The following is a 26,299-nucleotide window of genomic DNA, read 5'->3' on the forward strand; positions in this document are numbered from 1 at the left end:
CAGAGTGCCCCGATGAGCCTCTCGGGCGAAGAGCAGAGTGCCCCGATGAGCCCCTCGGGCGAAGAGCCGAGTGCCCCAATGATCGTGGCTGAGACCCGACCCGATGTCGTTGCGCCACCGCGTGTTTCGCGCAGGACCGCCGTCATTCGCGTCGTCGTCGGCCTGGTGGCGGCAGGAATCGTCGTCGGAGCGGTGTGGGCCTGGTTGGCACCGCCGATCCAGGCCGTCGTGGCGCTGACGCGCAGCGGCAACCGGATCCGCGGTTACCTGGGTGACGAATCGGACCACCTCTTCCTCGGGGCGTTCCTGATCGCCGGCTTGCTCGGCGTGCTCGCCGTGGTCTCGGCGACGTTGGTGTGGCAGTGGCGGGCCCATCGTGGCCCGGCCATGGTCGGCGCGCTGGCGGTCGGGGCGATGGGCGCGGCAGGCGCTGCGGCCGGTGTCGGGGCTGCTCTGGTGCGGTGGCGTTACGGCGTCATCGACGTTGCGGCCGCACCGGTTTCACCAGAACACCGGGTGCACTACGTCATCGAGGCGCCCGCGGTGTTCTTCGGACACACGCCGTTGCAGATCGCGACGACGATCCTGCTGCCGGCGGGTGTGGCGGCGCTCGTCTACGCGCTGTGCGTGCTGACCACCAACCGCGACGATCTCGGGGCATGGCCTCCGCAGGAGCCGCAGTTCTACGCCGTCCCGGCGGCTACTGGTCCAGCACCGACAGCGGCCGACGCTCCACCCCTCGGCCCGTCATCACCTTCAAGCTGATGAGGCCCAGCCGCAGCATGCCCCGGTAGGTCGAGGGGTTCAGCAGGGTCGGCCATGCCGTGCGCAGCCGGTGCTCGGACAGCGGGCGATCGGCGAACCGGTCCCGCAACCACCGCAGCGTCATTGGCGCCGACAACGGGTGCAGCAGCATGTGCTCGCTGAACATGTCGCGGTGGTAGGTGACGTGGGCGCCGCCGCTGGCGTAGGTGTCGATCAGCTCGTCGATGTCGGTGACGGACACGATCTTGTCGTGCACCGCCTGGACGATCAGCACGGGCGGGGTGGGCACCGTGGTGCCGAGTTTGATGCTCTCGAAGACGTGCTTGACCTCTGGGGTGTCGAGGATCCGCTGCAGCGGCCAGTCGACTAGGTCGTCCATGTCCTTGCGGAACAACGACAGCACCGCGTGTGCGGTCGTCATCTTCTCGATGCGTTGCAGCATCTTTTTGCCGTCGGGCGTGGCGTGCTCGGCGATGACGCGGTCGAGGCCGGGGTACACGTGCGCCAGCGCGGCGACCACCATGGCGGGCAATCCGGAGTAGATGCTGCCGTTGAGGCGGCGGTAGGCGCTGCCCAGGTCCGCGACAGGTGAGCCCAGTACGGCGCCGACGATGTTGAGTTCCGGCGCGTAGTCGGCGTACATCTCCGCCGCCCACGCCGAGGCGAGTCCGCCGCCGGAGTAGCCCCACAGACCGATGGGTGCCGCGGGCGAGAGTTCGAGTCGGTCGAAGTTCAGCGCGGCGCGCAGGCCGTCGAGGATGTGGTAACCCGGTTCGCGTGGCGCACCCCAGGTGCCGTCGGTTCCCTCGTGGTCGGGAACGGACACCGCCCAGCCCTCCGACAGCGCGGCGGACACCAGAAGGAACTCGAACTGGGCCAACGCGCCGATCGCCTTGGCGCCGCGCCGAAGGGCGTAGGAGGGGAAGCAGCGACCGGCGACGGCGTCGATGGCGCACTGGTAGGACACGATGGGGCAGGGCTTGGTGGTGTCCCGCTCGGTCGGCACCAACACCGTCGTGACCGTGACGTCGGGCAGCCCGTTCATGTCGGTGGTCCGGTACAGCAGTTGGGTCGCCGTGATCTTCTGCCGAATCACACCCATGAAGGCCAGTTCGACGTCACGGGAGCGCAAGACCGTCCCCGGCCGGGAGTGTTCGAAGCCCTCCGGCGGAGCGTAGAACGGGTCCCACGCCGGAAGTTGCGGTCGGACCTTGGGCTGAAGGTCCTGGTGGGGCGCCTGACCGATCCACTCGGCACTGGTCGCCTTGGCCGCGTTGCCAACATCCATCCGGTGATTGTCTCTTACGGATCCCTTAAAGACCAATACCGAGGGGTCGTGTCACGTCGGCGGGCGAAGTGCGGCGAACTCGTCGGTGACCCGATAACGGGACTCGATGAAGCGGTACAGCGCGGCGGGCCGACCGCCGCTGCGGCCCGATTTGGCCGTCGTCCCGGTCGGCGTGATCACGCCGCGCCTCACCAGCACGCGCTGCAGATTGGTGGCATCGACCTGGTAGCCGAGCGCGGCCCCGTACACGTCCCGCAACGTGGAGAGTGCGAATTCCCTTGGGGCCAGCGCGAATCCGATGTTGGTATAGGACAGTTTGGCCACCAGTCTGGCGTGGGCGTTGTCGATCATCGTTTGATGGTCGAACGCCATCGGCGGCAACGCGCCCACCGGGTGCCAGCGCGTGTCGGGCGGCAGTTCCGGCGTGGCAGGGGAAGGCACCAGGCCCAGGAACGTCGACGCGATGGTGCGGGTACCGGGCACCCGGTGGGGGTCGGAGAACACGGCGAGCTGCTCGAGGTGAGTCAACTCACGCAGGTCCACCTTCTCGGCGAGTTGACGCCGAACTGAACTGGTCATGTCTTCGTCGTGACGCAGCCGACCGCCGGGCAGCGACCACGTCCCGCGCTGTGGATCCATGGCGCGCTCCCACAGCAGCACGCTGAGCTGCGGGTTTCGCGTCGACAGGTGTCGAACCTGGAAGACGACGGCGAGCACTTCGTGTGCAGTGCTAATATTGGCCATGTTTTCGATCATAAGTCGAAAACCTTCCTGATCAAAAGGAGACGGGCTATGACGGTGCTGGACCACACCGCGGAGTCACCCGGCGGCTGGGCTGCCCAGATCACGAACGGGCCCGGCGGGTACGGCGGCGTCGTCGCCGACGAGCGGTGGGCTGCCGAGGTGCGCCGGTTGGCCACGCAGCGCAATGCGACGCTGCTTGCGCACAACTATCAGCTGCCGGCGATCCAGGACGTCGCCGACCACGTCGGTGACTCGCTTGCCCTGTCCCGGATCGCCGCGGAGGCGCCGGAGGACACCATCGTGTTCTGCGGCGTGCACTTCATGGCCGAGACCGCCAAGATCCTGAGCCCGGAGAAGACGGTGCTGATCCCCGATCAGCGCGCGGGCTGCTCATTGGCCGACTCGATCACCGCCGACGATCTGCGGGCGTGGAAGGCCGAGTATCCGGACGCCGTCGTCGTGTCCTACGTCAACACCACCGCCGCGGTGAAGGCACTGACCGACATCTGCTGCACCTCGTCCAACGCCGTCGAGGTCGTGGCGTCCATCCCCGAGGACCGCGAGGTGCTGTTCTGCCCCGACCAGTTCCTCGGCGCGCACGTCCGCCGCGTCACCGGTCGCAAGAACCTGCACGTCTGGGCCGGTGAATGCCACGTGCATGCCGGCATCAACGGACAGGAGCTGGCCGATCAGGCCCGCGCCCACCCCGACGCCGAGCTGTACGTCCATCCCGAATGTGGATGTGCCACATCGGCGTTGTACTTGGCCGGCGAGGGAGCGTTCCCCGACGACCGCGTGAAGATCCTGTCCACCGGCGGCATGCTCGACGCCGCCAGGGAGACCGGCGCGCGCCAGGTACTGGTCGCCACCGAGGTCGGCATGCTGCATCAATTGCGCCGCGCGGCACCAGAAGTCGACTTCCGCGCCGTCAACGACCGCGCGTCCTGCCGGTACATGAAGATGATTACGCCCGCGGCCCTGCTGCGCTGCCTCGTCGAAGGGGCCGACGAGGTACACGTCGACTTGGACGTGGCAGCCGCGGCTCGTCTCAGCGTGCAACGAATGATCGAGATCGGACAGCCCGGCGGCGACGAATGACACGCGCAGGCGGGATGTCCTGCGGTAGCCACACCGCATGGCAGATGCGCGCCGACGTCGTCGTCATCGGTACCGGCGTGGCGGGTCTGGTCGCGGCGCTCGCGGCGCACCGCCGGGGTCGCCGGGTGATGGTGCTCAGCAAGGCAACCGAGACGGCGACGTTCTACGCGCAGGGCGGTATCGCCGTCGTCGTGCCGCGCACCGACGACACCATCGAGGCGCACGTTGCGGACACGCTGGCGGCGGGCGGCGGATTGTGCGATCCGGAGGCGGTCACCTCGATCGTGGCCGACGGCTATGCCGCCGTCGCCGAACTCGTCAGCGACGGAGCGCGTTTCGACGAGTCGGCGCCAGGGGAGTGGTCACTCACCCGCGAGGGCGGTCATTCGCGACGGCGCATCATCCACGCCGGTGGTGACGCCACCGGGGCGGAGGTCCAGCGGGCGTTGAACCGGGCCGCCGGGATGCTGGACGTCCGGCGCAACCACGTCGCGCTGGAGGTGTTGCGGCAGGACGGCGCGGTGACCGGTGTGCTCGTGCGCAACGACGACGGCCTCGGCATCGTGCACGCGCCGTCGGTCATCCTGGCCACCGGCGGCCTCGGTCACCTGTACTCGGCGACCACCAATCCCGAGGGCTCGACCGGCGACGGCATCGCGCTGGCGTTGTGGGCAGGCGTTCCGGTCGCCGACGTCGAGTTCATCCAGTTCCACCCGACGATGCTCTTCGACGGTCGCGCCGGTGGCAGGCGCCCACTGATCACCGAGGCGATCCGCGGTGAGGGCGCGATTATCGTTGATGCGCGGGGTGATTCGGTCACCGCAGGCATCCACCCGATGGGCGACCTCGCGCCGCGCGACGTCGTGGCCGCCGCGATCGACGAACGGTTGAGCCGGACCGGGGATCCGTGCGTCTACCTCGACGCCCGCGCCATCGCCGACTTCACCCGACGCTTCCCGACGGTGACGGCGGCGTGCCTGGACGCAGGGATCGATCCGACGCGCCAACTGATTCCGGTCGTTCCCGGCGCGCATTACAGCTGCGGCGGCGTCGTCACGGATTTGCACGGCCGCACCGAGTTGTCCGGCCTGTTCGCGGCGGGGGAGGTGGCGCGTACGGGCATGCACGGTGCCAACCGGCTGGCTTCCAACAGCCTGCTCGAAGGGCTGGTGGTGGGTGGTCGCGCGGGCATGGCCGCCGCCCGGCACGCGGTGGAGGCGGGTGCGCCCCGCGCCAGCGAACCCGAGACCATCGATCGGGTTGCCTTGCCCCGCACCGACTTACAGTACGCAATGAGCAGCGATGCGTCGGTGGTGCGCGACGCCGACGGGCTGCGGCGCCTCGCCGACCTGCTGTCGGCCGCACCCGTGCTGCCTCAGCGGAACCGCTCGACCTTGGAGGATGCGGCACTGACGGCGACGGCCGGGGTCGTGGTCGCCGCGGCACTCGATCGCACCGAGTCACGCGGTTGCCACCACCGATCCGACCATCCGGACCCCGACCCGGCGATGGCAGTGAGTACCACGGTGGACCTGGTCGCGGGCAGGCCCGCGGTCGCCCGTCCGGCGGTGGTGTGCGGCTGATGGGACTCTCCGACTACGAGTTCGCCGAAGCCAGGGCGACGATCGCGCGCGCCCTCGACGAAGATCTGCGCTACGGGCCCGACGTGACGACCCTGGCCACCGTGCCGGCAGACACCACCACGACGGCCGCGATGGTGACCCGCGAGCCGGGCGTGGCCGCAGGCGTGGACGTGGCTCTTCTGGTGCTCGGCCAGGTGCTCGGCGCCGACGGCTATCGCGTCGTGAGCCGCGTCGAGGACGGTGCGCGGCTCGACGCCGGTGAATCGTTGTTGACGGTCGAGGCCGAAACGCGAGGGTTGTTGACCGCCGAACGCACGATGCTGAACCTGGTGTGTCACCTGAGTGGCATCGCGACGGCCACCGCGCAGTGGGTCGCCGCGGTGGAAGGCACCCACGCCAAGATCCGCGATACGCGCAAGACCCTGCCCGGGCTGCGGGCACTGCAGAAGTACGCGGTACGGCTCGGCGGTGGCGTCAACCACCGGATGGGTCTGGGCGACGCCGCATTGATCAAGGACAACCACGTCGCCGCGGCGGGCGGTGTGCTCGAGGCGCTGCGCGCGGTACGGGCCTTTGCGCCGGAGATACCGTGCGAGGTGGAGGTCGATTCGCTCGAGCAGCTCGACGCCGTGCTCGCCGAGGACGTCGAATTGATCTTGCTGGACAACTTTCCGGTGTGGCAGACGCAGATCGCGGTGCAGCGTCGCGACGCGCGCGCGCCCAAGACCGAACTGGAATCCTCGGGTGGCCTGTCGTTGGACACCGCGGCCGAGTACGCAGGCACCGGGGTTGACTTCCTTGCGGTCGGTGCGCTGACCCACTCGGTGTGCGTACTCGACGTCGGTCTGGACGTTTAACGCTCGACTTCTAGGATCAGCGAATGTCCTCGACAGAGACGTCTGCATCCAGGGGCCGCGTGTTGCCCGTCGTGGCCTTGATCGTGGCGATCGCCGCGCTCGGGCTGGCAGCCTGGGCGGCCTTCCGGCCCGCCGCCGCGCCGCCGTCCGAACCCGCGTTCACCGCTGCCCAGCAAGCCGAGGCCAAGACGACGGTGTGTACGGCATACGACCTGGTGCGCAAGGGCGTTTCGCTCAACACCAACCTGCCCATTCCCGGTGGGGACGGCGACGTCACGGGCTCTCTCGCGGTGGCGGCGAATGCCCGCCTCGCCCTATCGGACGGCGGACGCTACCTCGGCGAACAGCTCGATCCGGCGACGCCACCCGAGCTCGCCGAGTCGGTCCACCAGTTCGCCGACACGTTGATGGACATCGGTGCTGCGGCCATCGCTGGCGCGCAGAACAGCGACCCCGAGCAGGCGGCGCGACTGCGCGACGCCGACGCCGCCAACGCCAAGATCGCCGAGGCGTGCAAGTGATGGCAGCGCCGGTCAGGCGGTAGCGGCGCGACGCACGAGCGACAGCACCACGGCGGCACCGGCGAACAGGCCGGAGAACACCCGGTTGACGGTCGTCTGTTGGCGCGGGGTGTGCAGCCAGCTCAGCAGCCGCACGGCCAAGCCGGTGTACAGGCCCATCACGACGAGGTCGACGGCGACCATCGTCGCCCCGATCGCCAGGTACTGCGGCAGGAGCGGCGCGGTGGGCACGACGAACTGCGGCATCACCGCGAGGAAGAACAGCAGGCCCTTCGGATTCGTGGCATTGACGAGGAAGCCACGGACGAGCAGCGCCAACCGGCCGCCGTCGACGGACTTGCCGATCTGCTCGCGCAGATCCCGCGTGGCTGTCCGCCATTGGCGCACGGCCAGGTACATCAGGTAAGCCACTCCGACCCACTTGATCACGTTGAACACCAGAATCGAGTTGGCGACGACGGCTCCCAGACCGATTGCGACGAGCGCCAGTTGCAGCATCAGCCCGATCTCGAGGCCGAGGATGCTCCAGTACCCGCGTCGTACGCCGTGGGTCAGGCCGGTCGCCATCGACTGGATCGCCCCCGCGCCGGGGGACACCGCGATCAGAATCGCCGCACCGAAGAACGCCAGCCACACACTCCACTCCACGACACGCAGTGTCGCAGCCAGTGGAGCCCCGGCTCAAGCGAATATCGCTCAAGCGAATATGGCTCGAGCCAGCTATGGCTCAGCCAGATATGTCGGCGACGAACGTGCCCTGCCGCTTCGCGAGCATCTGGGGAATGCGGGGCAGCGTCGGATCGACGGTGCCCGCGGGCAGGACGCGCGGGTTCACCAGGTGCAGGTCCTTGCGCCCGACGTGGATGTCGGCCTCTCCCGCAGCCAGGACGTTCTTGACCCAGTTGGTCTTCCCGTGGACCAGCCCGATGGCCAACACCCCGCCCTTGCGGTAGGCGGTGACGATGGTCTCGTACTCCTTGCCCGACGTACGGCCGCGGTGCTTGATCACGGCGAAGCCAGGCATCCGCTTCGACAACGGCCGCAGCAGCGGATTGAAGTACTTGATCTGGGCCCGCTCCAGCCAGACCGGCATCAACATGGGCACGCCCGGGGCGTTGTTGGGGTGGTCTTGCCGCGACGATGACGTGGACATGACGATGAATCTAGCCGCCTCGACGTGCCGCAGACGCGCGCCGCAATGCCGAGGGCGTCTGGCCGACGTGTTCGCGCACGGTGCGAGTGAGATGCGCTTGGTCGGCGAAGCCGAGCGACGCGGCCACGTCGGCGAGGCTCGAGTCGCCACGGCCGATGTGGTCCAATGCCCGCCCGACGCGCACGCGGTTGCGGTACCTGGTCACCGACACCCCGAGCTCGCGCGGAAACGCCCTGCTCAATCGGTACGGTGACGCGCCGACCAGCTCGGCGAGCCCGAACAGGCCACCGGCCGCCGGGTGCCCGTCGTGGATTGCCTCCCTGGCCCGCTCCACCAGTCGACGGTCGAACGCGCCGCCCTCGTCGTGCAGCGGCGTCCGTCGCGCTGCCTCGCGCAGCGCGACGGCCAGCAGCCGGAGCACCTCCTCGGCCAGCCGATAGTCGACGTCGGACGTTCCGGCGGCCACCAGCCTGCGGTGGGCCAGTTCGGTGCGGGCATCGACGTAGACCGTCGACACGCCGATACGTCCCGGTTCGCCGATCAGTCGCTGCCACGCCGCGGCGCTGAGCTGGACCGACGTGCACGCGTCTCCGCCTCGGGGATGCGCGAACTGCTCCTCCTCGCCCGGCTCGCCGAGGTAGCCGATCGTGCGGTCGAGGTCGACGGTGCCTGCCGAACCCCGCCGTCGGAACCGCCCGCCGCGCACCAGTACGAGCCGTGCGTCGGTGGGGCGCTCGGCCGGTGACCAGCCAGCCCCGTGCGGGTGGCAGGTCCAGGCCCGGATGCTGAACTCCGGGCGGGCCGCGACGATCTCGGCGGACAGCATGTCCCGACGCTAACCGTCGCCCCCGACACGTTCCGCAAGGATCTTCAAGACTCGGCGGTGACCAGCATTGACGATGGGCTCATGGCTTCAATCCGCACCGAATTCAAGATCGACGCCGACGCCGCGCACGTGTGGAAGACGATCGGCGACTGGGAGAACGGCCCCGCCGACATGGCGCCCGGCCTCGTCGTCTCCTCCCATGCCGAGGGGCCGGTCCGCGTTGTCACCTTCGCCGACGGACGGATCGTCAGAGAACGCCTGGTCACCAGGGACGACGATGCCCGCAGGATCGTCTACTCGGTGATCGGCGACACCATGCGGCCCGAACACGACAACGCGGTCATGCACGTCATCTCGGTCGGAGAAGACCGGTGCCGGTTCGTCTGGTCGCGCGATGTGCTGCCCGACGAACTCGCCGAGCCGCTCCTGGCTGCCATGCGCGGGGCGGGCACCGTCATCAAGCGAACGTTCGAGGACCGGTAATCGATTTTCATTCGGGTAGTGCGATCAGGGACAATCGAAGGGATGCCCCCGATCACGATGACCCGTATCGACCTGCGCAACCGCTCGCTGAACGCTGCGCAGCTCCGTGCCGTGCTGCCCCGCGGCGGTGTGGACGTGGAGTCGGTCCTGCCCAAGGTGCGCCCGATCGTCGACGCGGTCGCCGAGCGAGGGGCGGAAGCGGCCCTCGAATACGGCGAATCGTTCGACGGGGTACGGCCCGCCGCGGTCCGGGTGCCGGTCAGCGAGCTGCACGCCGCGTTGACCGCCCTCGACGCCGACGTCCGTGCGGCGCTGGAGGTCGCCATCGACCGTGCCCGCGCCGTGCACGCCGATCAGCGGCGCACCGACACGACGACCACGCTGGCACCGGGCGCGACAGTCACCGAACGCTGGGTGCCCGTCGAGCGGGTCGGCCTCTACGTGCCGGGCGGCAACGCCGTCTACCCGTCGAGCGTGGTGATGAACGTCGTCCCGGCGCAGACCGCGGGCGTGGATTCGCTGGTGATCGTCAGCCCGCCGCAGGCCGAATTCGGTGGACTACCGCACCCGACCATCCTGGCAGCGGCCGCGCTGTTGGGCGTCGACGAAGTATGGGCCGTCGGCGGCGCGCAGGGTGTGGCGCTGCTCGCCTACGGAGGCACCGACACCAATGGAGCCGAGCTCGCGCCGGTCGACATGATCACCGGGCCCGGCAACATCTACGTCACCGCGGCGAAGCGGATCTGCCGTTCGCAGGTCGGCATCGACGCCGAGGCCGGTCCCACCGAGATCGCGATCCTCGCCGACAACACCGCGGATCCGGTGCACGTCGCCGCGGATCTGATCAGCCAGGCCGAACACGACGAGATGGCGGCCAGCGTGCTCGTCACCGACAGTGCGGAACTCGCGGACGCCACCGACCGTGAACTCGGCAATCAGCTCGAGACCACCGTGCACCGCGAACGCGTGACGGCGGCACTGACGGGCAAGCAGTCGGCGATCGTGCTCGTCGACGACGTCGCCGCCGGCGTGCGCACCGTCAATGCCTACGCCGCGGAACACCTGGAGATCCAGACCGTCGATGCGCGCGAGGTGGCGGGCCGAATCCGTTCTGCCGGCGCGATCTTCGTCGGCGCGTATTCGCCGGTCAGTCTTGGCGACTACTGCGCGGGCTCCAACCACGTGCTGCCCACCGCGGGCTGCGCGCGGCACTCCAGCGGCCTTTCGGTGCAGACGTTCCTCAAGGGCATCCACGTGGTCGACTACGACGAGGCCGCGCTCAAGGACGTCTCGGGCTACGTCATCACGTTGTCGAAGGCGGAGAACCTGCCCGCCCACGGTGAAGCGGTGCGGCGGAGGTTCGAGAAGTGAGCACCCGCAAGGTCACGCTCGACGATCTGCCATTGCGGGAGAACCTGCGTGGCAAGTCGCCCTACGGCGCCCCGCAGTTGAACGTTCCGGTGCGGCTGAACACCAACGAGAACCCGCACCCGCCGACCAAGGCGCTCGTCGACGACGTCGCCGCGTCGGTGCGTGTCGCCGCCGCCGAGCTGCACCGCTACCCCGATCGCGACGCGGTCGAGCTGCGGGCCGATCTGGCCGCCTACCTCAGCGTGCAGACCTCGGTGCCGGTGGGTACCGAAAACGTCTGGGCGGCAAACGGTTCCAACGAGATTCTGCAACAATTGCTGCAGGCGTTCGGCGGTCCTGGACGCAGCGCCATCGGTTTCGTGCCGTCGTACTCGATGCATCCGATCATCTCGGACGGCACGCAGACCGACTGGCTGGAGGCCAATCGGGCGGAGGACTTCGGCCTCGACGTCGAGACCGCGGTCGCGGCCATCGCCGAGCGTCGGCCCGACGTGGTGTTCCTCGCCAGCCCCAACAATCCGTCGGGACAGAGCATCTCGCTGGAGGAACTGCGCACGCTGCTCGACGTTGCGCCCGGCATCGTGATCGTCGACGAGGCCTACGGCGAGTTCTCGTCGCGCCCCAGCGCGGTCCGTCTGCTCGGCGAGTTCCCCACCAAGCTCATCGTCAGCAGGACCATGAGCAAGGCGTTCGCCTTCGCAGGCGGTCGACTGGGGTACCTCATCGCCGACCCCGCCGTCATCGACGCGATGCTGCTGGTGCGCTTGCCGTATCACCTCTCCTCGATCACTCAGGCCGCCGCGCGTGCCGCGCTGCGGCACGCCGACGACACGCTCGGCAGCGTCGCGACGTTGATCGCCGAACGCAACCGCGTGTCGAAGAGACTGGCGGACATGGGATTCCGAGTCATTCCCAGTGATGCCAACTTCGTGCTGTTCGGCGAATTCGCCGACGCACCGACGGCATGGCAGCACTACCTCGACGCCGGTGTGTTGATCCGCGACGTCGGCATTCCCGGATACCTCCGCGCCACCACCGGCCTGGCCGACGAGAACGACGTCCTGCTGGAGACCAGCGCACGCCTGGCCGCCGTGGATCTCGCATCGGCCCCCAGCAGCCCCATAGGAGCAAAGTGACCCGCCGCGCCCGCGTCGAACGCAAGACCAAGGAATCCGACATCGTCGTCGAACTCGACCTGGACGGCACCGGTCGGGTCGACATCAGCACCGGCGTGCCGTTCTACGACCACATGCTGACCGCGCTGGGCAGTCACGCCAGCTTCGACCTGACCGTGCACGCCACGGGAGACGTCGAGATCGAAGCTCACCACACCGTGGAGGACACCGCGATCGTGCTGGGCCAGGCGCTGGGTCAGGCGCTCGGCGACAAGAAGGGCATCCGCCGCTTCGGCGATGCGTTCATCCCGATGGACGAGACGCTGGCGCACGCGTCGGTCGACGTGTCCGGCCGGCCCTACTGCGTACACACCGGCGAGCCGGATCACATGCTGCACAGCACGATTGCCGGCAGCGCGGTGCCCTACCACACCGTGATCAACCGGCACGTCTTCGAGTCGCTGGCGATGAACGCGCGGATCGCGCTGCACGTCCGGACGCTCTACGGCCGCGACCCGCACCACATCACCGAGGCCCAGTACAAGGCCGTTGCGCGCGCCCTGCGTCAGGCCGTCGAGCCCGATCCTCGGGTGTCCGGAGTGCCGTCCACCAAGGGCAGCCTGTGACCGGTAAGTCAGTCGTCGTCCTAGACTACGGCTCGGGCAACCTGCGGTCGGCGCAACGGGCGCTGCAGCGGGTCGGCGCCGACGTCGAGGTGACTGCGGATCCCGCCGCCGCGGCGGCGGCCGACGGTCTGGTGGTGCCCGGCGTCGGCGCCTTCGAGTCCTGCATGGCGGGTTTGCGTGGCATCGGCGGCGAGAAGATCGTGGCCGACCGGCTGGCGGCAGGCAGGCCGGTGCTCGGCATCTGCGTCGGCATGCAGATCCTGTTCGCCCGCGGAGTCGAATTCGGGGTGGAGACGCGGGGCTGTGGCCAATGGCCGGGATCCGTCGTGCATCTCGATGCGCCGGTGATTCCGCACATGGGGTGGAACGTCGTGGACGCAGCGCCGGGAAGCGTGTTGTTCAAGGGGCTGGACGCGTCGACCCGCTTCTACTTCGTGCACTCGTACGCCGCGCAGAAGTGGGAGGGCAATCCGGACGCGAAGCTGACCTGGGCGACGCATCACGTACCCTTCCTGGCGGCCGTCGAGGACGGCGCGTTGTCCGCCACGCAGTTTCATCCGGAGAAGAGCGGTGACGCCGGCGCGGCGCTGCTGAGCAATTGGGTCGAGGGGCTCTGACTAATCGTGAGTGATGCATCGAAGGAAAAGCCCTTGATCCTGCTGCCCGCGGTCGACGTCGTCGACGGCAAGGCCGTGCGACTGGTGCAGGGGCAGGCGGGCAGTGAGACCGACTACGGCTCGGCGGTCGACGCCGCTCTGGGCTGGCAGCGCGACGGTGCCGAGTGGATCCACCTGGTGGACCTGGATGCGGCGTTCGGCCGTGGGTCCAACCGCGAGTTATTGGCTGAGGTCATCGGCAAGTTGGACGTCGCCGTCGAACTGTCCGGCGGCATCCGCGACGACGACTCCTTGACCGCGGCCCTGACCGCCGGATGCGCGCGGGTGAACCTCGGCACGGCCGCGCTGGAGAACCCGCAGTGGTGCGCCAAGGTCATCGCGGAGCACGGCGAGAAGGTGGCCGTCGGGCTGGACGTCAAGATGGACCCCGCCGCACCCGAGGGCGGGTATCGCCTGCGCGGCCGCGGGTGGGAGACCGACGGCGGCGACCTGTGGGAAGTGCTGGAACGCCTTGACCGCGAAGGGTGTTCGCGCTTCGTCGTCACCGACGTCACCAAGGACGGCACGCTGAACGGGCCGAACCTCGAGCTGCTGGCGGGGGTGGCCGAGCGCACGGGCGCGCCCGTGATCGCCTCCGGCGGCGTGTCCAGCCTCGACGATCTGCGGGCCATCGCCACGCTCACCGACCGTGGCGTCGAGGGCGCGATCGTGGGCAAGGCGCTCTACGCCGGGCGGTTCACGTTGCCGCAGGCGCTGGCCGCGGTCAGTCGGTAGGTGGCGATGGCACTCGACGAGGACGACCTCGGCGGACTGGTCGCCGCGGCCTCCAACATTCTCGATGAGGCCGCGAAGCCGTTCATCGCCGGACACCGCGCGGAGTCGGCGGTCGCCAAGAAGGGCAACGACTTCGCCACCGAAGTGGACCTCGCGATCGAGCGCCAGGTCGTCGCGGCGCTCGAGGCCACCACCGGAATCGGCGTGCACGGCGAGGAATTCGGCGGCGCCCCCATCGATTCGCATCTGGTGTGGGTGCTGGACCCGATCGACGGCACCTTCAACTACGCGGCGGGGCTGCCGACTGCGGCGATCCTGCTGGGTCTGCTGCGTGACGGCGAACCGGTGGCCGGCCTGACCTGGCTGCCGTTCACCGATCAGCGCTACACCGCCGTCGTGGGTGGACCGCTCTACCTCAACGGCATCGAGCAGCCGCCACTGAAGGACGTGGACCTCTGCGATTCCATGGTGGGCATCGGCACGTTCAACGTCGACTCGCGTGGCGAGTTCCCTGGCCGGTACCGGCTGGCCACGCTGGAACAGTTGAGCCGCAAGTGTTCTCGCATGCGGATGCATGGTGCCACCGGCGTCGACATGGCGTACGCCGCCGCAGGAGTGCTCGGCGGTGCCATCAGCTTCGGTCACCACGTCTGGGACCACGCCGCGGGCGTCGCCCTCGTTCGGGCGGCGGGCGGCGTCGTGACCGACCTCCAGGGCAAGGAGTGGACTCCGTCGTCGCGTTCGGCGCTCGCCGGCGTGCCCAACGTGCACGCCGAGATCCTGGAGATCGTCCTTTCGGTCGGCGCGCCAGAGGATTACCGATGAACCACCACGAGGGCGTTGCGGTGCGGGTGATCCCGTGCCTTGACGTCGACGACGGCCGGGTGGTCAAGGGAGTCAACTTCGCCAACCTGCGCGACGCAGGCGATCCGGTCGAACTCGCCGCGGCCTACGACGCGCAGGGCGCCGACGAGCTGACGTTCCTGGACGTGACGGCGTCGTCGTCGGGGCGAGCCACCATGCTCGAGGTGGTGCGCCGCACCGCGGAGCAGGTCTTCATCCCGCTCACCGTGGGCGGCGGCGTGCGCTCGGTCGCCGACGTCGACATTCTGCTGCGGGCCGGCGCCGACAAGGTGTCGGTCAACACCGCGGCGATCGCGCGCCCCGAGCTGCTGGCCGAATTGTCGCGTCAGTTCGGCTCCCAATGCATCGTGCTGTCCGTGGATGCCAGGACCGTCCCCGCCGGTTCGGCGCCAACGCCATCCGGGTGGGAGGTCACCACCCACGGTGGTCGTCGCGGCACGGGCATCGACGCGGTCGAATGGGCCATCCGCGGAGCAGAATTGGGTGTCGGCGAGATACTGCTGAACTCGATGGACGCCGACGGGACCAAGGCGGGATTCGACCTGGACATGCTGCGCGCGGTTCGCGCGGCGGTGACGGTCCCCGTGATCGCCAGCGGCGGCGCCGGCGCTGTGAGTGACTTCGCGCCTGCCGTCGACGCGGGAGCCGATGCGGTGCTGGCGGCCAGCGTATTTCACTTCGGCGAACTCACCATCGGGCAGGTCAAGGCCGCGATGGCGGAGAAGGGAATCGTGGTCAGGTGACGGCTCTCGATCCCGAGATCGCGGCGCGGCTCAAGCGGGACCCGAACGGCTTGTTCGTCGCTGTCGCGCAGGAACGCGCCACCGGTCAGGTGCTGATGGTGGCGTGGATGGACGACGAGGCGCTGGCCCGCACGCTCGCGACGCGGAAGGGCACGTATTACTCGCGGTCGCGCGGTGAGTATTGGGTCAAGGGCGAGACGTCCGGTCACACGCAGCACGTGCACTCGGTGCGGCTGGACTGCGATGGCGACACCGTGCTCCTCGAGGTCGACCAGGTGGGCGCCGCCTGCCACACCGGCGCCCACACCTGTTTCGACGCGGATGAGCTTCTCGCAGCGCAGGATTGACGTCGTACGCCGGGTCGCGGCGTCGGGTGCGCTCATCTTGGTCGGTCTGCTCGCGGGATGCGGTGGACCGGAGGCACCTTCGACACCCGTGGCCGCCTGGTGGGTGCCGACCGTCGGAACGCCATGGCAATGGCAGCTGCACGGCGAGATCGACGCGGGTGTCGACGTTCCCGTGTACGACGTCGACCTGTTCGAGGTCGATCGGGCGCTCGTCGCGCAGATGCACGCCGCCGGACGCAAGGTGATCTGCTATCTCAGCGCTGGGTCACAAGAGAATTGGCGGCCGGACGCCGACCGGTTCCCCGCTGCGGTGATCGGCAAGGAACTGGATGGCTGGCCCGGCGAGCGCTGGCTCGACGTCCGTCACCTCGACGTGCTCGAGCCGATCATGGCGGCCCGGATGGACACGTGCCGCGACAAGGGTTTCGATGCCGTCGAACCGGACAACGTGGACGGCTACGCCAACGAATCGGGCTTCCCGCTGACGGCCGACGACCAGCTTCGCTACAACCGGATGCTGGCGCGGTTGGCGCACGACCGCGGGCTCGGCGTGGGATTGAAGAACGACCTGGCTCAGATCGACGACCTGGTCGTCGATTTCGACTTCGCCGTCAACGAGGAATGCGCCGCCTACGACGAATGCGGGGAACTGACACCGTTCATCCACGCAGGAAAGGCGGTGCTGCACGTCGAATACTCGCTGCCGCCATCGGAATTCTGCCCAGTCACGAAGCCACTGTCCTTCAGCTCCATGCGCAAGCCGCTGGATCTCACCGCGCCGCGGGAGCCGTGCCCCTGACACTCACGCCAACACGAAGAAGGGGCACCCGTTTCCGGGTGCCCCTGCTTCGCGCTCGTGGTCAGCGGCCGTTGCCGACCGTCGAGGTGACCGAGCCCACGGTCGCCTGCTGCTGGATGTCGTTGATCCACTGGTGGTGGTCGATGCCCGCGTTGGCGGGGGCGGCCAGGCCCAGAATGGCGGCGGCGAAACCGGTGGCGATGGCGGTGGTGATTCCGAACTTCTTCATGATGATTCCTCTTCCTGGTGTACTGCTTCGGCGCTCTCGGCTGGATGTTTCCGGCCGGTCTGAGAGGTGTAACTGCGCAGGTCAGCAGCTAATTTCCGATGGCAGTAATTGACCGACGAGTGGCAGGAATCAATCGGTCGGGGTAAATGCGGCCAGGCGGTCAGACGTCGTAGCGGGTGGCCTTGGCCCTGGCCGTCCACCGGCCGTCGTGATAGCCGACCTGCACGGGGTGCGCGAAGGCCGCGGTCACGTTGTCCGTGGTGACGACGTCACGGGCCGGCCCCGAGGCGACGGTGCGGCCTTCCCCGATCAGCAGCGCGTGCGTGGTGGTGGTCGGAAGTTCCTCGAGGTGGTGGGTGACGAGGATCGAGGCGACGTTCGGATGGGTGTCGTCGAGCGAGTCCATCGTCTCGAGGAACTGCTCGCGCGCGGCGACGTCGAGCCCGGTGGTGGGCTCGTCGAGCAGCAGCAGACGTGGATCCGAAATCAGCGCCCTAGCAATGAGGGTGCGGCCGCGTTCGCCCTGCGACAACGTCGGCCACTGAGCGTCGGCCTTGTGGGAGAGGCCAACCGACGCGATCATCGCGTCCGCCCGGTCCAGTTCGCCTTGGCTGGGCGTCCAGCGCATCGGGATGTCGATGGTCGCGGTGATGCCCGTCAGGACGACGTCACGCACCGTGAGCGAATACTGCAGCCGGTGCCGGGGATTCACGTGCCCGATCGAGTGGCGCAGGCGCGCCAGGTCGACCCGTCCCATCTGCTCGCCAAGCACGTGGACGGTGCCCGACGTCGGAAATGTCACGGCCGCACAGAAACCCAGCAGCGTGCTCTTACCCGCACCGTTGGGGCCGAGCAGGGCCCAGTGCTCGCCCTCGTTCACGGTGAGCGAGATGCCGTCGATGATCTGCTTGCCGTCCCGGCGGAACGTCACGTCCGCCAGCTCCAGCACGGTCGTCACGGGGCCGCCCTACGCCGACTGACGTTGGCGCAGCACCTCCAACGCCTTGTCGGCGTGGGTGTCCATGCTGAACTCGCTGGCGATCACCTCGAGCACCGTGCGGTCGGTGTCGATGACGAACGTGGTGCGCTTGACCGGCATCAGCTTGCCGAGCAGTCCACGCTTCACGCCGAACTGCGTGGCGACGACGCCCTCGCTGTCGGACAACAGCGGGTAGTCGAACTTCTGCATGTCGGCGAACTTTGCCTGCTTCTCGACGGCGTCGGCGCTGATGCCCACCCGGCCGGCTCCGACGGCCGCGAATTCGCCGGCGAGGTCGCGGAAGTGGCAGGCCTCCTTGGTGCAGCCGGGCGTCATGGCCGCCGGATAGAAGAACAGCACGATCGGTCCATCGGCGAGCAGGCTCGTCAGGCTCCGGACCGTGCCCGTCTGGTCTGGCAGGTCGAACTCGTTGACCCGATCACCACGTTTCATGGCCGTCACGCTACGCCCGCGCGGCCCCGAACATGGGTGCGGTGTGGCCGGTGCGCCGAAAAGCGTTGGCGCCCGCCATGGCTGCCGTGCGACGCTCGATCGGATGGTGGATCTCGATGCCTTCGTGGCCGACGGGTACGTCAAGGTGGAGCGGGCCGTGCCGCGCAGCGTTGCCGACGCGGCGCGCGCTGCGCTGTGGGAGCAGATCGGTCTTTCGCCCGATGCTCCCGAGGATTGGTCGGCGCCGGTGGTGTGGGCAACCGACATGTCGGGGGCGGGTCCGTTCGGCGACTTCGTCCGCAGCGCCCCCGTCAGCGCTGCACTGGACCGGATCTGCGGTCGTGGCGGATGGCTGCCGCGCGGCGCATTGGGCAACATCCCGGTCCGGTTCCCCGTGCCACCGGTCGACGACGACCGCGGGTGGCACATCGACGCGAACACCCCGCTGCCCGACGGATCGTGGGCGGTCACCGGGCGACCGCACACCGTGCTGCTGCTGACCCTCCTGTCCGACGTGGGCGAGCACGACGCACCCACCCGCATCCGGAGGGGATCGCACCACGACGTGGCCCGCATCCTGGGAGCCGACCCGGTCGATTTCGCCGACATGGGTCGACTCGTCGACGAGGTGAGCCGCGACCGCCCCGTCAGCCACGCGACCGGGGAGCCGGGCGACGTGTACGTCGTGCACCCGTTCACGGTGCACGCCGCCGACGAACACCGCGGCCGCGAGCCGCGCTTCATGGCGCAGTCGCCGGTGATGCTGGCCAGTCCGGTCGCACCTGGGACGGCGGCACCGCTGGCCCGGGTGTTCGCCAGCTGAGCTGGGCGCTGCCCGACACTCATCGGGCGGTGGTGGGTCTGGGAGAATCGGCACGTGCCATTGACCACCCACCACGCCCACGCTTCCTCGCTGGCCGTCACCACCTCGCGGGAGGACTTCCGGGCGCTGGCCGCCGAGCACCGCGTGGTGCCGGTGACGCGCAAGGTGCTCGCCGACAGCGAGACGCCGTTGTCGGCCTACCGCAAGCTGGCCGCCAACCGGCCCGGCACGTTTCTGCTGGAATCCGCCGAGAACGGCCGGTCCTGGTCGCGCTGGTCGTTCATCGGGGCGGGGGCGCCGACGGCACTGACGGTGCGCGACGGTGAGGCGGTCTGGCTGGGTGTCACCCCGCAGGACGCGCCTACCGGCGGCGACCCGTTGGCGGCGCTGCGCGCGACCCTCGACCTGCTGGCCACCGCGGCCTTGCCGGGCCTGCCGCCGCTGTCCAGCGGCCTGGTGGGCTTCTTCGCCTACGACATGGTGCGGCGCCTGGAGCGGCTGCCCGAACTGGCCGTCGACGACCTGAAGCTGCCCGACATGCTGCTGCTACTCGCCACCGACGTCGCCGCCGTCGACCACCACGAGGGCACGATCACGCTGATCGCCAACGCGGTGAACTGGAACGGCACCGATGAACGGGTCGACTGGGCCTACGAAGATGCCGTGCGACGCCTCGATGTGATGACCGCGGCGTTGGGGGAGCCCTTGCACTCGACGGTCGCCACGTTCGGCAGGCCGGAGCCTCAGCACAGGGCGCAACGCACCGTCGCCGAGTACACCGCGATCGTCGACAAGCTCGTCGGTGACATCGAGGCCGGGGAAGCGTTCCAGGTGGTGCCCTCGCAGCGTTTCGAGATGGACACCGACGCGGATCCGTTCGACGTGTACCGCATGCTGCGGGTGACCAATCCCAGTCCGTACATGTATCTGCTCAACGTGCCCAATGACGCTGGCGAGCTTGACTTCTCGATCGTGGGATCCAGCCCCGAGGCGCTGGTCACCGTCCAGGACGGCAAGGCCACCACGCACCCCATCGCCGGGACCCGCTGGCGCGGCGCGAACGAGGAGGAGGACGTGCTGCTGGAGAAGGAGCTGCTGTCCGACGACAAGGAGCGCAGCGAACACCTGATGCTGGTCGACCTCGGACGCAACGACCTCGGCCGGGTCTGCATACCGGGCACGGTGCGGGTGGAGGACTACAGCCACATCGAGCGCTACAGCCACGTCATGCATCTGGTGTCGACGGTGACCGGGCAACTGGCCGAGGGCAAGACGGCACTCGACGCGGTCACCGCCTGCTTCCCGGCGGGCACGCTGTCGGGGGCGCCGAAGGTGCGGGCGATGGAGCTCATCGAGGAGGTCGAGAAGACGCGGCGCGGCCTGTACGGCGGGGTGCTCGGCTACCTCGACTTCGCAGGCAACGCCGACTTCGCGATCGCCATCCGCACCGCGTTGATGCGCGACGGCACGGCCTACGTGCAGGCCGGCGGCGGCGTGGTGGCCGACTCCAACGGCCCCTACGAGTTCAACGAGGCGGCCAACAAGGCCCGCGCCGTACTCAACGCCGTCGCTGCGGCCGAGACGCTCAGCGCGCCATGACCCGCGCCGCCCAGCTTCTGCTGGTGCTCGCGGCACTGGCCCTGTGGGTCGGTTCGCGGCTGCCGTGGGTCGTGGTGTCGTCCTTCGACGGGCTGGGTCAGCCGAAGACCACGACGCTGTCAGGTGCCACCTGGTCGACGGCGCTGGTGCCGCTGGCCCTGCTGGTACTGGCCGCCGCCGTGGCCGCGCTGGCGGTCCGGGGCTGGCCGCTGCGACTACTGGCCATGCTCGTCGCCGCTGCGAGTGCGGGCATGGGATACCTCGGGATCGGGCTGTGGGTGATCCGCGACGTCGCCGTGCGCGCCGCCGACCTGGTCCAGGTGCCCGTCGCAGCGCTGGTCGGCACGCAGCGGCACTACTGGGGCGCCGTGCTGACCCTCGTCGCGGCGGTCTGCACGTTGGCCGGCGCCGTCCTTCTGGCACGTGCGGCGGCCCAGTCGAAGTCGTTGACCGGGAAGTACGTCGCACCAGCGGCGAGACGGGCGGCCGTGCGCAAGGACGTCGAACAGCCCGAAACCGGTGACGGCATGTCCGAACGGATGATCTGGGACGCCCTCGATGAGGGTCGCGACCCGACGCGCCCTGACAACGAGGGTCGGTGACGGCGAGTGGCGCGCTGGCGGTTACCCTTCGATACAGACAATCCGGGATCGCCCGGACGCTCAAGTACGGCCCGGAAGGACACCGACGGTTCATGAGTTCGGCCACCGTGCTCGACTCCATCATTGAGGGAGTCCGCGCCGACGTTGCCGCCCGCGAGGCCGCGGTGAGCTTTGCCGACGTGAAGGCCAAGGCGAAGGACGCCGCGGCGCCGCTGGACGTGCTGGCCGCACTGCGCGAGCCCGGCATCGGCGTCATCGCCGAAGTGAAGCGGGCCAGTCCCTCACGCGGCGAGCTGGCGTCGATTTCCGATCCGGCCGAACTGGCCCGCGCCTACGAGGACGGCGGCGCCAGGATCATCAGCGTGCTCACCGAGGAGCGCCGTTTCCACGGCTCTCTGGAAGACCTCGACGCCGTACGCGCCGCGGTGTCGATTCCGGTGTTGCGCAAGGACTTCATCATCGGGCCCTATCAGATTCACGAGGCCCGCGCGCATGGCGCCGACATGCTGCTGCTGATCGTCGCGGCGCTGGAGCAGGCGGCGCTGGCCTCGATGCTCGACCGCACCGAGTCGCTGGGAATGACAGCGCTCGTCGAAGTGCACACCGAGGAGGAGGCGGACCGTGCCCTCCAGGCCGGCGCGCGTGTAATCGGGGTCAACGCAAGGGATCTCAAGACCCTGGAAGTGGACCGGGATTGCTTCGCGCGGATCGCACCGGGGCTGCCGTCCAACGTCATCCGGATCGCCGAGTCCGGCGTCCGAGGCACCAACGACCTACTCGCGTATGCGGGTGCGGGTGCCGATGCCGTCCTCGTCGGCGAGGGTCTGGTCACCAGTGGTGACCCGCGCAGCGCCGTTGCCGATCTGGTCACCGCAGGCACTCATCCGTCCTGCCCGAAACCCTCTCGCTGAGACAGTGGCCGATCTCGCCGGCCCAGAGTTGCCGCGTTCCAGCGCAGCCGTTGCCGAACCCACGACACACGACCCGGACATCAAGGGCCACTTCGGTGCCTACGGCGGACGGCTGGTCCCCGAAGCCTTGATGGCGGTGATCGAGGAAGTCACCGCCGCTTACGAGAAGGCCAGGACGGACCAGACGTTCCTCGACGAACTGGACCGCCTGCAGCGGCATTACACCGGCAGGCCATCACCGCTGTACGAGGCGACCCGGCTCAGTGAGCACGCCGGGGGAGCGCGACTCTTCCTCAAGCGAGAAGACTTGAACCACACCGGTTCCCACAAGATCAACAACGTCCTCGGTCAGGCGCTCCTCGCCAAGCAGATGGGCAAGACCCGCATCATCGCCGAGACCGGTGCCGGTCAGCACGGCGTGGCCACCGCAACCGCGTGCGCACTGCTCGGCCTCGACTGCGTCGTCTACATGGGTGCCGTCGACACCGCCCGCCAGGCGCTGAACGTGGCCCGGATGCGGCTGCTCGGCGCAGAAGTGGTCTCCGTCGAATCCGGTTCGAAGACCCTCAAGGACGCGATCAACGAGACCTTCAGGGACTGGGTCGCCAACGCCGACGACACGTACTACTGCTTCGGCACCGCAGCAGGACCGCACCCGTTCCCGACCATGGTGCGCGACTTCCAGCGGGTGATCGGGCTGGAGGCGCGGGCCCAGATCCAAGAGCAGGCGCACCGCCTGCCCGACGCGGTGACCGCATGCGTCGGCGGGGGATCCAACGCAATCGGCGTGTTCCACGCATTCATCGACGACCCCGGCGTCCGGCTGATCGGTTACGAGGCGGCAGGCGATGGCGTGGAGACGGGCCGCCATGCGGCGACGTTCACGGGCGGTTCGCCCGGCGCATTCCAAGGTTCCTTTTCGTACCTGCTGCAGGACGAGGACGGTCAGACCGTCGAATCACATTCCATCTCTGCGGGTTTGGACTATCCCGGCGTGGGGCCCGAACACGCCTACCTGAAGGATCTGGGTCGCACCGAGTACCGGCCGATCACCGATGCCGAGGCAATGGACGCATTCGCGCTGCTGTGCAAGACCGAGGGCATCATCCCGGCCATCGAGTCCGCACACGCGGTGGCGGGTGCGCTGAAGCTGGGGGTCGAACTCGGTTCCGGTTCGGTCATTCTGGTGAACCTGTCGGGCCGGGGTGACAAGGACGTCGAGACCGCAGCGAAGTGGTTCGGCCTGTTCGACGGCGAGGGAACGGAATGACCACCAGCCGGCTGTCGGGCCTGTTCGAGACGTGCCGGGCGGAGGACCGTTCGGCACTCATCGGCTACCTCCCCACGGGATTCCCGGACGTGCCGACGTCGATCGCGGCGATGACGGCGCTCGTCGAATCCGGTTGCGACATCGTCGAAGTGGGCGTGGCCTACTCCGATCCGGGCATGGACGGCCCGACCATCGCGGCGGCCACCGAGGTGGCGCTGCGCGGCGGCGTGCGGGTACGCGACGCGCTGGCCGCGGTCGAGGCGATCAGCAACGCCGGTGGACGTGCAGTCGTGATGACCTACTGGAACCCCGTCCTGAAGTGGGGCGTGGAGAAGTTCGCGCGCGACCTCGCCTCGGCAGGCGGGCTCGGCCTGATCACCCCCGACCTCATTCCGGACGAGGCCGACGAGTGGATCCAGGTGTCCGACGCCCACGACCTCGACAGGATCTTCCTCGTCGCACCGTCGTCGACGCCGGAGCGCCTTGCGGCCACCGCGGCGGCGTCGCGGGGATTCGTGTACGCCGCGTCGACGATGGGAGTGACGGGTGCTCGCGATGCGGTATCCGACGCCGCACCCGCACTGGTCGGACGCGTCAAGGCGGTATCCGACATCCCCGTCGGCGTCGGGCTCGGGGTCCGTTCGCGCGAACAGGCGGCGCAGATCGGTGCGTACGCCGACGGCGTGATCGTGGGTTCGGCCCTGGTGTCGGCATTGAGTGAGGGGATTGCCGCCGTGCGGACATTGACCGAAGAACTCGCCGACGGTGTGCGACAGAGGGTTACCGCGTGACGTCTTCGGTACTCGCCTTCATCCCGAGTCCGGCCCAAGGCGTCTGGCACCTCGGCCCGCTACCGCTCCGGGCATACGCGTTGTGCATCATCGTCGGGATCGTCGCGGCACTGATCATCGGTGACCGGCGCTGGGTGGCCCGCGGTGGCGAGCAGGGCGTCATCTACGACATCGCGCTGTGGGCGGTGCCGTTCGGCTTGATCGGCGGCCGGCTGTATCACCTCATCACCGACTGGAAGACCTACTTCGGAGCCGACGGCGCCGGATTGGGTGCGGCCATTCGGATCTGGGACGGCGGTCTCGGCATCTGGGGTGCGGTTGCACTCGGTGGCGTCGGTGCGTGGATCGGCTGCCGGCAACGCGGGATACCGCTACCCGCGTTCGGTGACGCCATCGCGCCGGGCATCATCCTGGCCCAGGCCATCGGCCGGCTCGGCAACTACTTCAATCAGGAGCTGTACGGCCGGGCGACCGACCTGCCGTGGGGCCTCGAGATCTACGAACGGCGTGACCACACCGGGGCACTCGACTCCCTCAACGGCGTGTCGACCGGTCAGCTCGTCGACATCGTCCATCCGACGTTCCTGTACGAACTGCTCTGGAACGTCCTGATCTTCGCTTTGCTGCTCTGGGCCGACCGGCGTTTCAAGCTCGGGCATGGCCGGTTGTTCGCGCTCTACGTCGCGGGGTACTGCGTCGGCAGGTTCTGGGTGGAGTTGATGCGCAGCGACGCCGCCACCCACATCGCCGGCATCCGGATCAACACGTTCACTTCGACGTTCGTCTTCATCGCTGCCGTCGTCTACATCATGGCGGCGCCGAAGGGCCGAGAAGATCCCGCGACGCTGAAGGGCAACGAGGTCGACGACGACGCCTCGCCAATCGACGAGATCGCCGAGGAACTGACGGCGGTCGCCGCCACCAGCGGCGTGGTCGCGGCTGCGAAGGTGGCGGGTCAGGAAGACGAACGCGAATCGGCGCCCGAGGCGGCGGAATCCTCCGAGGCCGAAGCGATGTCCCCCGACGCTGAAGTCGAGTCGGAGGCCGCTGCGGAGGCAGAGGACTTGGTCGAGCAGGTCGAGACCGCGTCGTCTGAGGAGATCGCGGAAGCCGAGGCGTTCGCCGAGGCCGGTGCTGAGCCGGAAGCGGGTCTGGGCTCGGTCGACGGTGACGAGGTGCTCGAGGCGGAGGTCGTCGCGCCGGAGGTGCACGAGGCTGCCGTCGAGCGGGCCGAGGAAGCCGAAGCGGTGGCGGAGGACGTTGCGGCGGAACCCGAAGCCGAACTTGCTGAGGCCGAAGAAGAGTCCGACGATGACTCCGAGTCAGAGGACGACCAAGACGAAGTCGAAGGCAATGAGCCAGTCAGCTCCGGTTCCGGCCCGATGTCGGAGCAGGCCGAGGAGTTGGCCGCCGAGTCCGACGAAGACGAGCCCGACGACTCCGAAGACGAGCCTGACGGCGATGACGAGGAACTCGAGGACGACACCGACGAAGCGGAATCCGTTGAGGCGGCCGAGGAAGCGATCGAGTCCGACGCCAGCGAGCCCGACGAGGACGAGGACGAGCCCGAGGAAGCCGTAAACGACCCGGAGGCCGTCGAACCCAGCGAGGCGGAATCCAGCGACACCGAAGACACCGACACCGAAGACACCGACGCCGACGACACCGATGCCGACGACACCGAGTCTGACGCCGCGCCCGAGGAGGGCCTCGGTTCGGTCGAAGGTGATGAGGTCGCCGCGGCGGAGGAGGACGCGCCGGAGGTGCAGGCGGCTGCGGTCGAGGGTGCCGATGTAGCCGAGGCCTTGGCCGCCGACGTCGCCGAAGAGCCTGACGAGACTGACGAGTCTGAGGGCGCGCCCGAGGAGGGCCTCGGTTCGGTCGAGGGCGATGAGGTCGCCGCGGCCGAGGAGGACGCGCCGGAGGTGCAGGCAGCTGCGGTCGAAGGCGCCGACGTCGCCGAGGCCTTGGCCGCCGACGTCGCCGACGAGCCTGCTTCGAAGCCGGTGGCCGAATCGCCTCGCAAGCGGTGGTGGCGACGTCGCGGCTAGGAAGTAGACGCGCCGCC

General features: G+C 68.8%; 30 protein-coding genes. 22 read left to right on the forward strand and 8 right to left on the reverse strand.

Translation table 11 applies throughout. From position 1 onward, the window contains the following. Nucleotides 1–78 precede the first annotated feature (78 nt). The gene (locus tag N536_RS0121900) at nucleotides 79–765 is read left to right on the forward strand and encodes a DUF2567 domain-containing protein (RefSeq protein WP_029115570.1); all 687 of its coding nucleotides are present in this window, start codon (nucleotides 79–81) and stop codon (nucleotides 763–765) included. Here N536_RS0121900 and N536_RS0121905 read toward each other — a convergent pair. Further along, nucleotides 701–2,053, reverse strand: a complete 1,353-nt coding sequence (locus N536_RS0121905) for a lipase family protein (RefSeq protein WP_029115571.1) — start codon at nucleotides 2,051–2,053, stop codon at nucleotides 701–703. The two genes, N536_RS0121900 and N536_RS0121905, sit on opposite strands and share 65 nt — an antisense overlap. 51 nt (nucleotides 2,054–2,104) lie before the next feature. Beyond that, nucleotides 2,105–2,797 carry an NUDIX domain-containing protein gene (locus N536_RS0121910; protein WP_029115572.1) on the reverse strand — a complete coding sequence of 231 codons (693 nt, stop codon included), beginning with the start codon at nucleotides 2,795–2,797 and terminating at the stop codon, nucleotides 2,105–2,107. A gap of 48 nt (nucleotides 2,798–2,845) precedes the next feature. Between N536_RS0121910 and nadA the strand changes: the two genes are divergently transcribed. Genes nadA through N536_RS0121930 form a run of 4 tightly spaced genes read left to right on the forward strand, consistent with a single transcriptional unit; the run spans nucleotide 2,846 to nucleotide 6,856 of the window. Then, nucleotides 2,846–3,895, forward strand: a complete 1,050-nt coding sequence (nadA, locus tag N536_RS0121915) for a quinolinate synthase NadA (RefSeq protein ID WP_029115573.1) — start codon at nucleotides 2,846–2,848, stop codon at nucleotides 3,893–3,895. Next, a complete protein-coding gene (locus N536_RS0121920; RefSeq protein ID WP_029115574.1) occupies nucleotides 3,892–5,478 on the forward strand; it encodes an L-aspartate oxidase in 1,587 nt (528 codons plus the stop codon). Before nadA ends, N536_RS0121920 begins: the two co-directional genes overlap by 4 nt. Further along, complete coding sequence (gene nadC, locus N536_RS0121925) at nucleotides 5,478–6,335, forward strand: carboxylating nicotinate-nucleotide diphosphorylase (RefSeq protein WP_029115575.1); 858 nt, start codon at nucleotides 5,478–5,480, stop codon at nucleotides 6,333–6,335. Before N536_RS0121920 ends, nadC begins: the two co-directional genes overlap by 1 nt. A 23-nt stretch (nucleotides 6,336–6,358) precedes the next feature. Next, nucleotides 6,359–6,856 (forward strand): hypothetical protein, encoded by a 498-nt coding sequence (locus N536_RS0121930; RefSeq protein WP_051574681.1) that lies wholly within the window; start codon nucleotides 6,359–6,361, stop codon nucleotides 6,854–6,856. A 12-nt stretch (nucleotides 6,857–6,868) separates the two neighbouring features. Here N536_RS0121930 and N536_RS0121935 read toward each other — a convergent pair whose 3' ends face one another. The 3 genes from N536_RS0121935 to N536_RS0121945 all read right to left on the reverse strand — a co-directional run bounded on the left by N536_RS0121935 (nucleotide 6,869) and on the right by N536_RS0121945 (nucleotide 8,835). After that, nucleotides 6,869–7,504, reverse strand: a complete 636-nt coding sequence (locus tag N536_RS0121935; protein ID WP_029115577.1) for a LysE family transporter — start codon at nucleotides 7,502–7,504, stop codon at nucleotides 6,869–6,871. A gap of 79 nt (nucleotides 7,505–7,583) precedes the next feature. Further along, a complete protein-coding gene (locus N536_RS0121940; RefSeq protein WP_029115578.1) occupies nucleotides 7,584–8,009 on the reverse strand; it encodes a nitroreductase family deazaflavin-dependent oxidoreductase in 426 nt (141 codons plus the stop codon). 10 nt (nucleotides 8,010–8,019) lie between these two features. Next, on the reverse strand, nucleotides 8,020–8,835 hold the full coding sequence (locus tag N536_RS0121945) for an AraC family transcriptional regulator (protein WP_029115579.1): 816 nt from the start codon (nucleotides 8,833–8,835) through the stop codon (nucleotides 8,020–8,022). An 81-nt stretch (nucleotides 8,836–8,916) separates the two neighbouring features. Here N536_RS0121945 and N536_RS0121950 point away from each other — a divergent pair, with 81 nt between their 5' ends. Genes N536_RS0121950 through N536_RS0121995 form a run of 10 tightly spaced genes read left to right on the forward strand, consistent with a single transcriptional unit; the run spans nucleotide 8,917 to nucleotide 16,574 of the window. Beyond that, entirely contained in the window at nucleotides 8,917–9,318 is a 402-nt protein-coding gene (locus N536_RS0121950) for an SRPBCC family protein (protein WP_029115580.1), read from the forward strand. 57 nt (nucleotides 9,319–9,375) lie between these two features. Then, nucleotides 9,376–10,689 carry a histidinol dehydrogenase gene (gene hisD / locus N536_RS0121955; RefSeq protein ID WP_197040205.1) on the forward strand — a complete coding sequence of 438 codons (1,314 nt, stop codon included), beginning with the start codon at nucleotides 9,376–9,378 and terminating at the stop codon, nucleotides 10,687–10,689. Next, the gene (locus N536_RS0121960; protein WP_029115582.1) at nucleotides 10,686–11,825 is read left to right on the forward strand and encodes a histidinol-phosphate transaminase; all 1,140 of its coding nucleotides are present in this window, start codon (nucleotides 10,686–10,688) and stop codon (nucleotides 11,823–11,825) included. The genes hisD and N536_RS0121960 overlap by 4 nt, the downstream gene beginning before the upstream one ends. Further along, complete coding sequence (hisB, locus tag N536_RS0121965) at nucleotides 11,792–12,430, forward strand: imidazoleglycerol-phosphate dehydratase HisB (protein ID WP_155948684.1); 639 nt, start codon at nucleotides 11,792–11,794, stop codon at nucleotides 12,428–12,430. Before N536_RS0121960 ends, hisB begins: the two co-directional genes overlap by 34 nt. Next, nucleotides 12,427–13,047: an imidazole glycerol phosphate synthase subunit HisH gene (hisH, locus tag N536_RS0121970; protein ID WP_029115584.1), complete on the forward strand. Its 621-nt coding sequence runs from the start codon at nucleotides 12,427–12,429 to the stop codon at nucleotides 13,045–13,047. Before hisB ends, hisH begins: the two co-directional genes overlap by 4 nt. A 6-nt stretch (nucleotides 13,048–13,053) precedes the next feature. After that, nucleotides 13,054–13,821, forward strand: coding sequence for a bifunctional 1-(5-phosphoribosyl)-5-((5-phosphoribosylamino)methylideneamino)imidazole-4-carboxamide isomerase/phosphoribosylanthranilate isomerase PriA (gene priA / locus N536_RS0121975; RefSeq protein WP_029115585.1), 768 nt, complete (start codon nucleotides 13,054–13,056; stop codon nucleotides 13,819–13,821). A gap of 6 nt (nucleotides 13,822–13,827) precedes the next feature. Continuing rightward, nucleotides 13,828–14,646 carry an inositol monophosphatase gene (locus tag N536_RS0121980; RefSeq protein ID WP_029115586.1) on the forward strand — a complete coding sequence of 273 codons (819 nt, stop codon included), beginning with the start codon at nucleotides 13,828–13,830 and terminating at the stop codon, nucleotides 14,644–14,646. Beyond that, nucleotides 14,643–15,428, forward strand: a complete 786-nt coding sequence (gene hisF, locus N536_RS0121985) for an imidazole glycerol phosphate synthase subunit HisF (RefSeq protein ID WP_029115587.1) — start codon at nucleotides 14,643–14,645, stop codon at nucleotides 15,426–15,428. Before N536_RS0121980 ends, hisF begins: the two co-directional genes overlap by 4 nt. Then, on the forward strand, nucleotides 15,425–15,775 hold the full coding sequence (hisI, locus tag N536_RS0121990) for a phosphoribosyl-AMP cyclohydrolase (RefSeq protein ID WP_029115588.1): 351 nt from the start codon (nucleotides 15,425–15,427) through the stop codon (nucleotides 15,773–15,775). The genes hisF and hisI overlap by 4 nt, the downstream gene beginning before the upstream one ends. Continuing rightward, on the forward strand, nucleotides 15,750–16,574 hold the full coding sequence (locus tag N536_RS0121995) for an endo alpha-1,4 polygalactosaminidase (RefSeq protein ID WP_051574682.1): 825 nt from the start codon (nucleotides 15,750–15,752) through the stop codon (nucleotides 16,572–16,574). The genes hisI and N536_RS0121995 overlap by 26 nt, the downstream gene beginning before the upstream one ends. Nucleotides 16,575–16,635: 61 nt before the next feature. Here the strand turns inward: N536_RS0121995 and N536_RS42640 are convergent, their stop codons facing one another. From N536_RS42640 to N536_RS0122010, 3 genes are all read right to left on the reverse strand, one after another. After that, the gene (locus N536_RS42640; protein WP_197040200.1) at nucleotides 16,636–16,803 is read right to left on the reverse strand and encodes a hypothetical protein; all 168 of its coding nucleotides are present in this window, start codon (nucleotides 16,801–16,803) and stop codon (nucleotides 16,636–16,638) included. 160 nt (nucleotides 16,804–16,963) lie between these two features. Beyond that, nucleotides 16,964–17,761, reverse strand: coding sequence for an ABC transporter ATP-binding protein (locus N536_RS0122005; protein ID WP_029115590.1), 798 nt, complete (start codon nucleotides 17,759–17,761; stop codon nucleotides 16,964–16,966). 9 nt (nucleotides 17,762–17,770) lie between these two features. Next, nucleotides 17,771–18,235 carry a peroxiredoxin gene (locus tag N536_RS0122010; RefSeq protein ID WP_036437213.1) on the reverse strand — a complete coding sequence of 155 codons (465 nt, stop codon included), beginning with the start codon at nucleotides 18,233–18,235 and terminating at the stop codon, nucleotides 17,771–17,773. A gap of 103 nt (nucleotides 18,236–18,338) precedes the next feature. Here N536_RS0122010 and N536_RS0122015 point away from each other — a divergent pair, with 103 nt between their 5' ends. The 7 genes from N536_RS0122015 (at nucleotide 18,339) to lgt (ending at nucleotide 26,282) form a co-directional block, all read left to right on the forward strand. Beyond that, nucleotides 18,339–19,058, forward strand: coding sequence for a phytanoyl-CoA dioxygenase family protein (locus N536_RS0122015; RefSeq protein ID WP_029115592.1), 720 nt, complete (start codon nucleotides 18,339–18,341; stop codon nucleotides 19,056–19,058). Nucleotides 19,059–19,118: 60 nt separating this feature from the next. Further along, the gene (locus N536_RS0122020) at nucleotides 19,119–20,657 is read left to right on the forward strand and encodes an anthranilate synthase component I (RefSeq protein WP_029115593.1); all 1,539 of its coding nucleotides are present in this window, start codon (nucleotides 19,119–19,121) and stop codon (nucleotides 20,655–20,657) included. Then, nucleotides 20,654–21,259, forward strand: coding sequence for a TIGR02234 family membrane protein (locus N536_RS0122025; protein ID WP_029115594.1), 606 nt, complete (start codon nucleotides 20,654–20,656; stop codon nucleotides 21,257–21,259). The genes N536_RS0122020 and N536_RS0122025 overlap by 4 nt, the downstream gene beginning before the upstream one ends. 92 nt (nucleotides 21,260–21,351) lie before the next feature. After that, on the forward strand, nucleotides 21,352–22,170 hold the full coding sequence (gene trpC / locus N536_RS0122030) for an indole-3-glycerol phosphate synthase TrpC (protein WP_029115595.1): 819 nt from the start codon (nucleotides 21,352–21,354) through the stop codon (nucleotides 22,168–22,170). A gap of 4 nt (nucleotides 22,171–22,174) precedes the next feature. Next, nucleotides 22,175–23,440 carry a tryptophan synthase subunit beta gene (gene trpB / locus N536_RS0122035; protein ID WP_029115596.1) on the forward strand — a complete coding sequence of 422 codons (1,266 nt, stop codon included), beginning with the start codon at nucleotides 22,175–22,177 and terminating at the stop codon, nucleotides 23,438–23,440. Next, nucleotides 23,437–24,231: a tryptophan synthase subunit alpha gene (gene trpA / locus N536_RS0122040; protein WP_029115597.1), complete on the forward strand. Its 795-nt coding sequence runs from the start codon at nucleotides 23,437–23,439 to the stop codon at nucleotides 24,229–24,231. Before trpB ends, trpA begins: the two co-directional genes overlap by 4 nt. Next, on the forward strand, nucleotides 24,228–26,282 hold the full coding sequence (gene lgt / locus N536_RS0122045) for a prolipoprotein diacylglyceryl transferase (protein ID WP_029115598.1): 2,055 nt from the start codon (nucleotides 24,228–24,230) through the stop codon (nucleotides 26,280–26,282). Before trpA ends, lgt begins: the two co-directional genes overlap by 4 nt. Nucleotides 26,283–26,299: the final 17 nt, after the last annotated feature.

Source organism: Mycobacterium sp. URHB0044, assembly GCF_000620625.1.
Taxonomy (GTDB): domain Bacteria; phylum Actinomycetota; class Actinomycetes; order Mycobacteriales; family Mycobacteriaceae; genus Mycobacterium.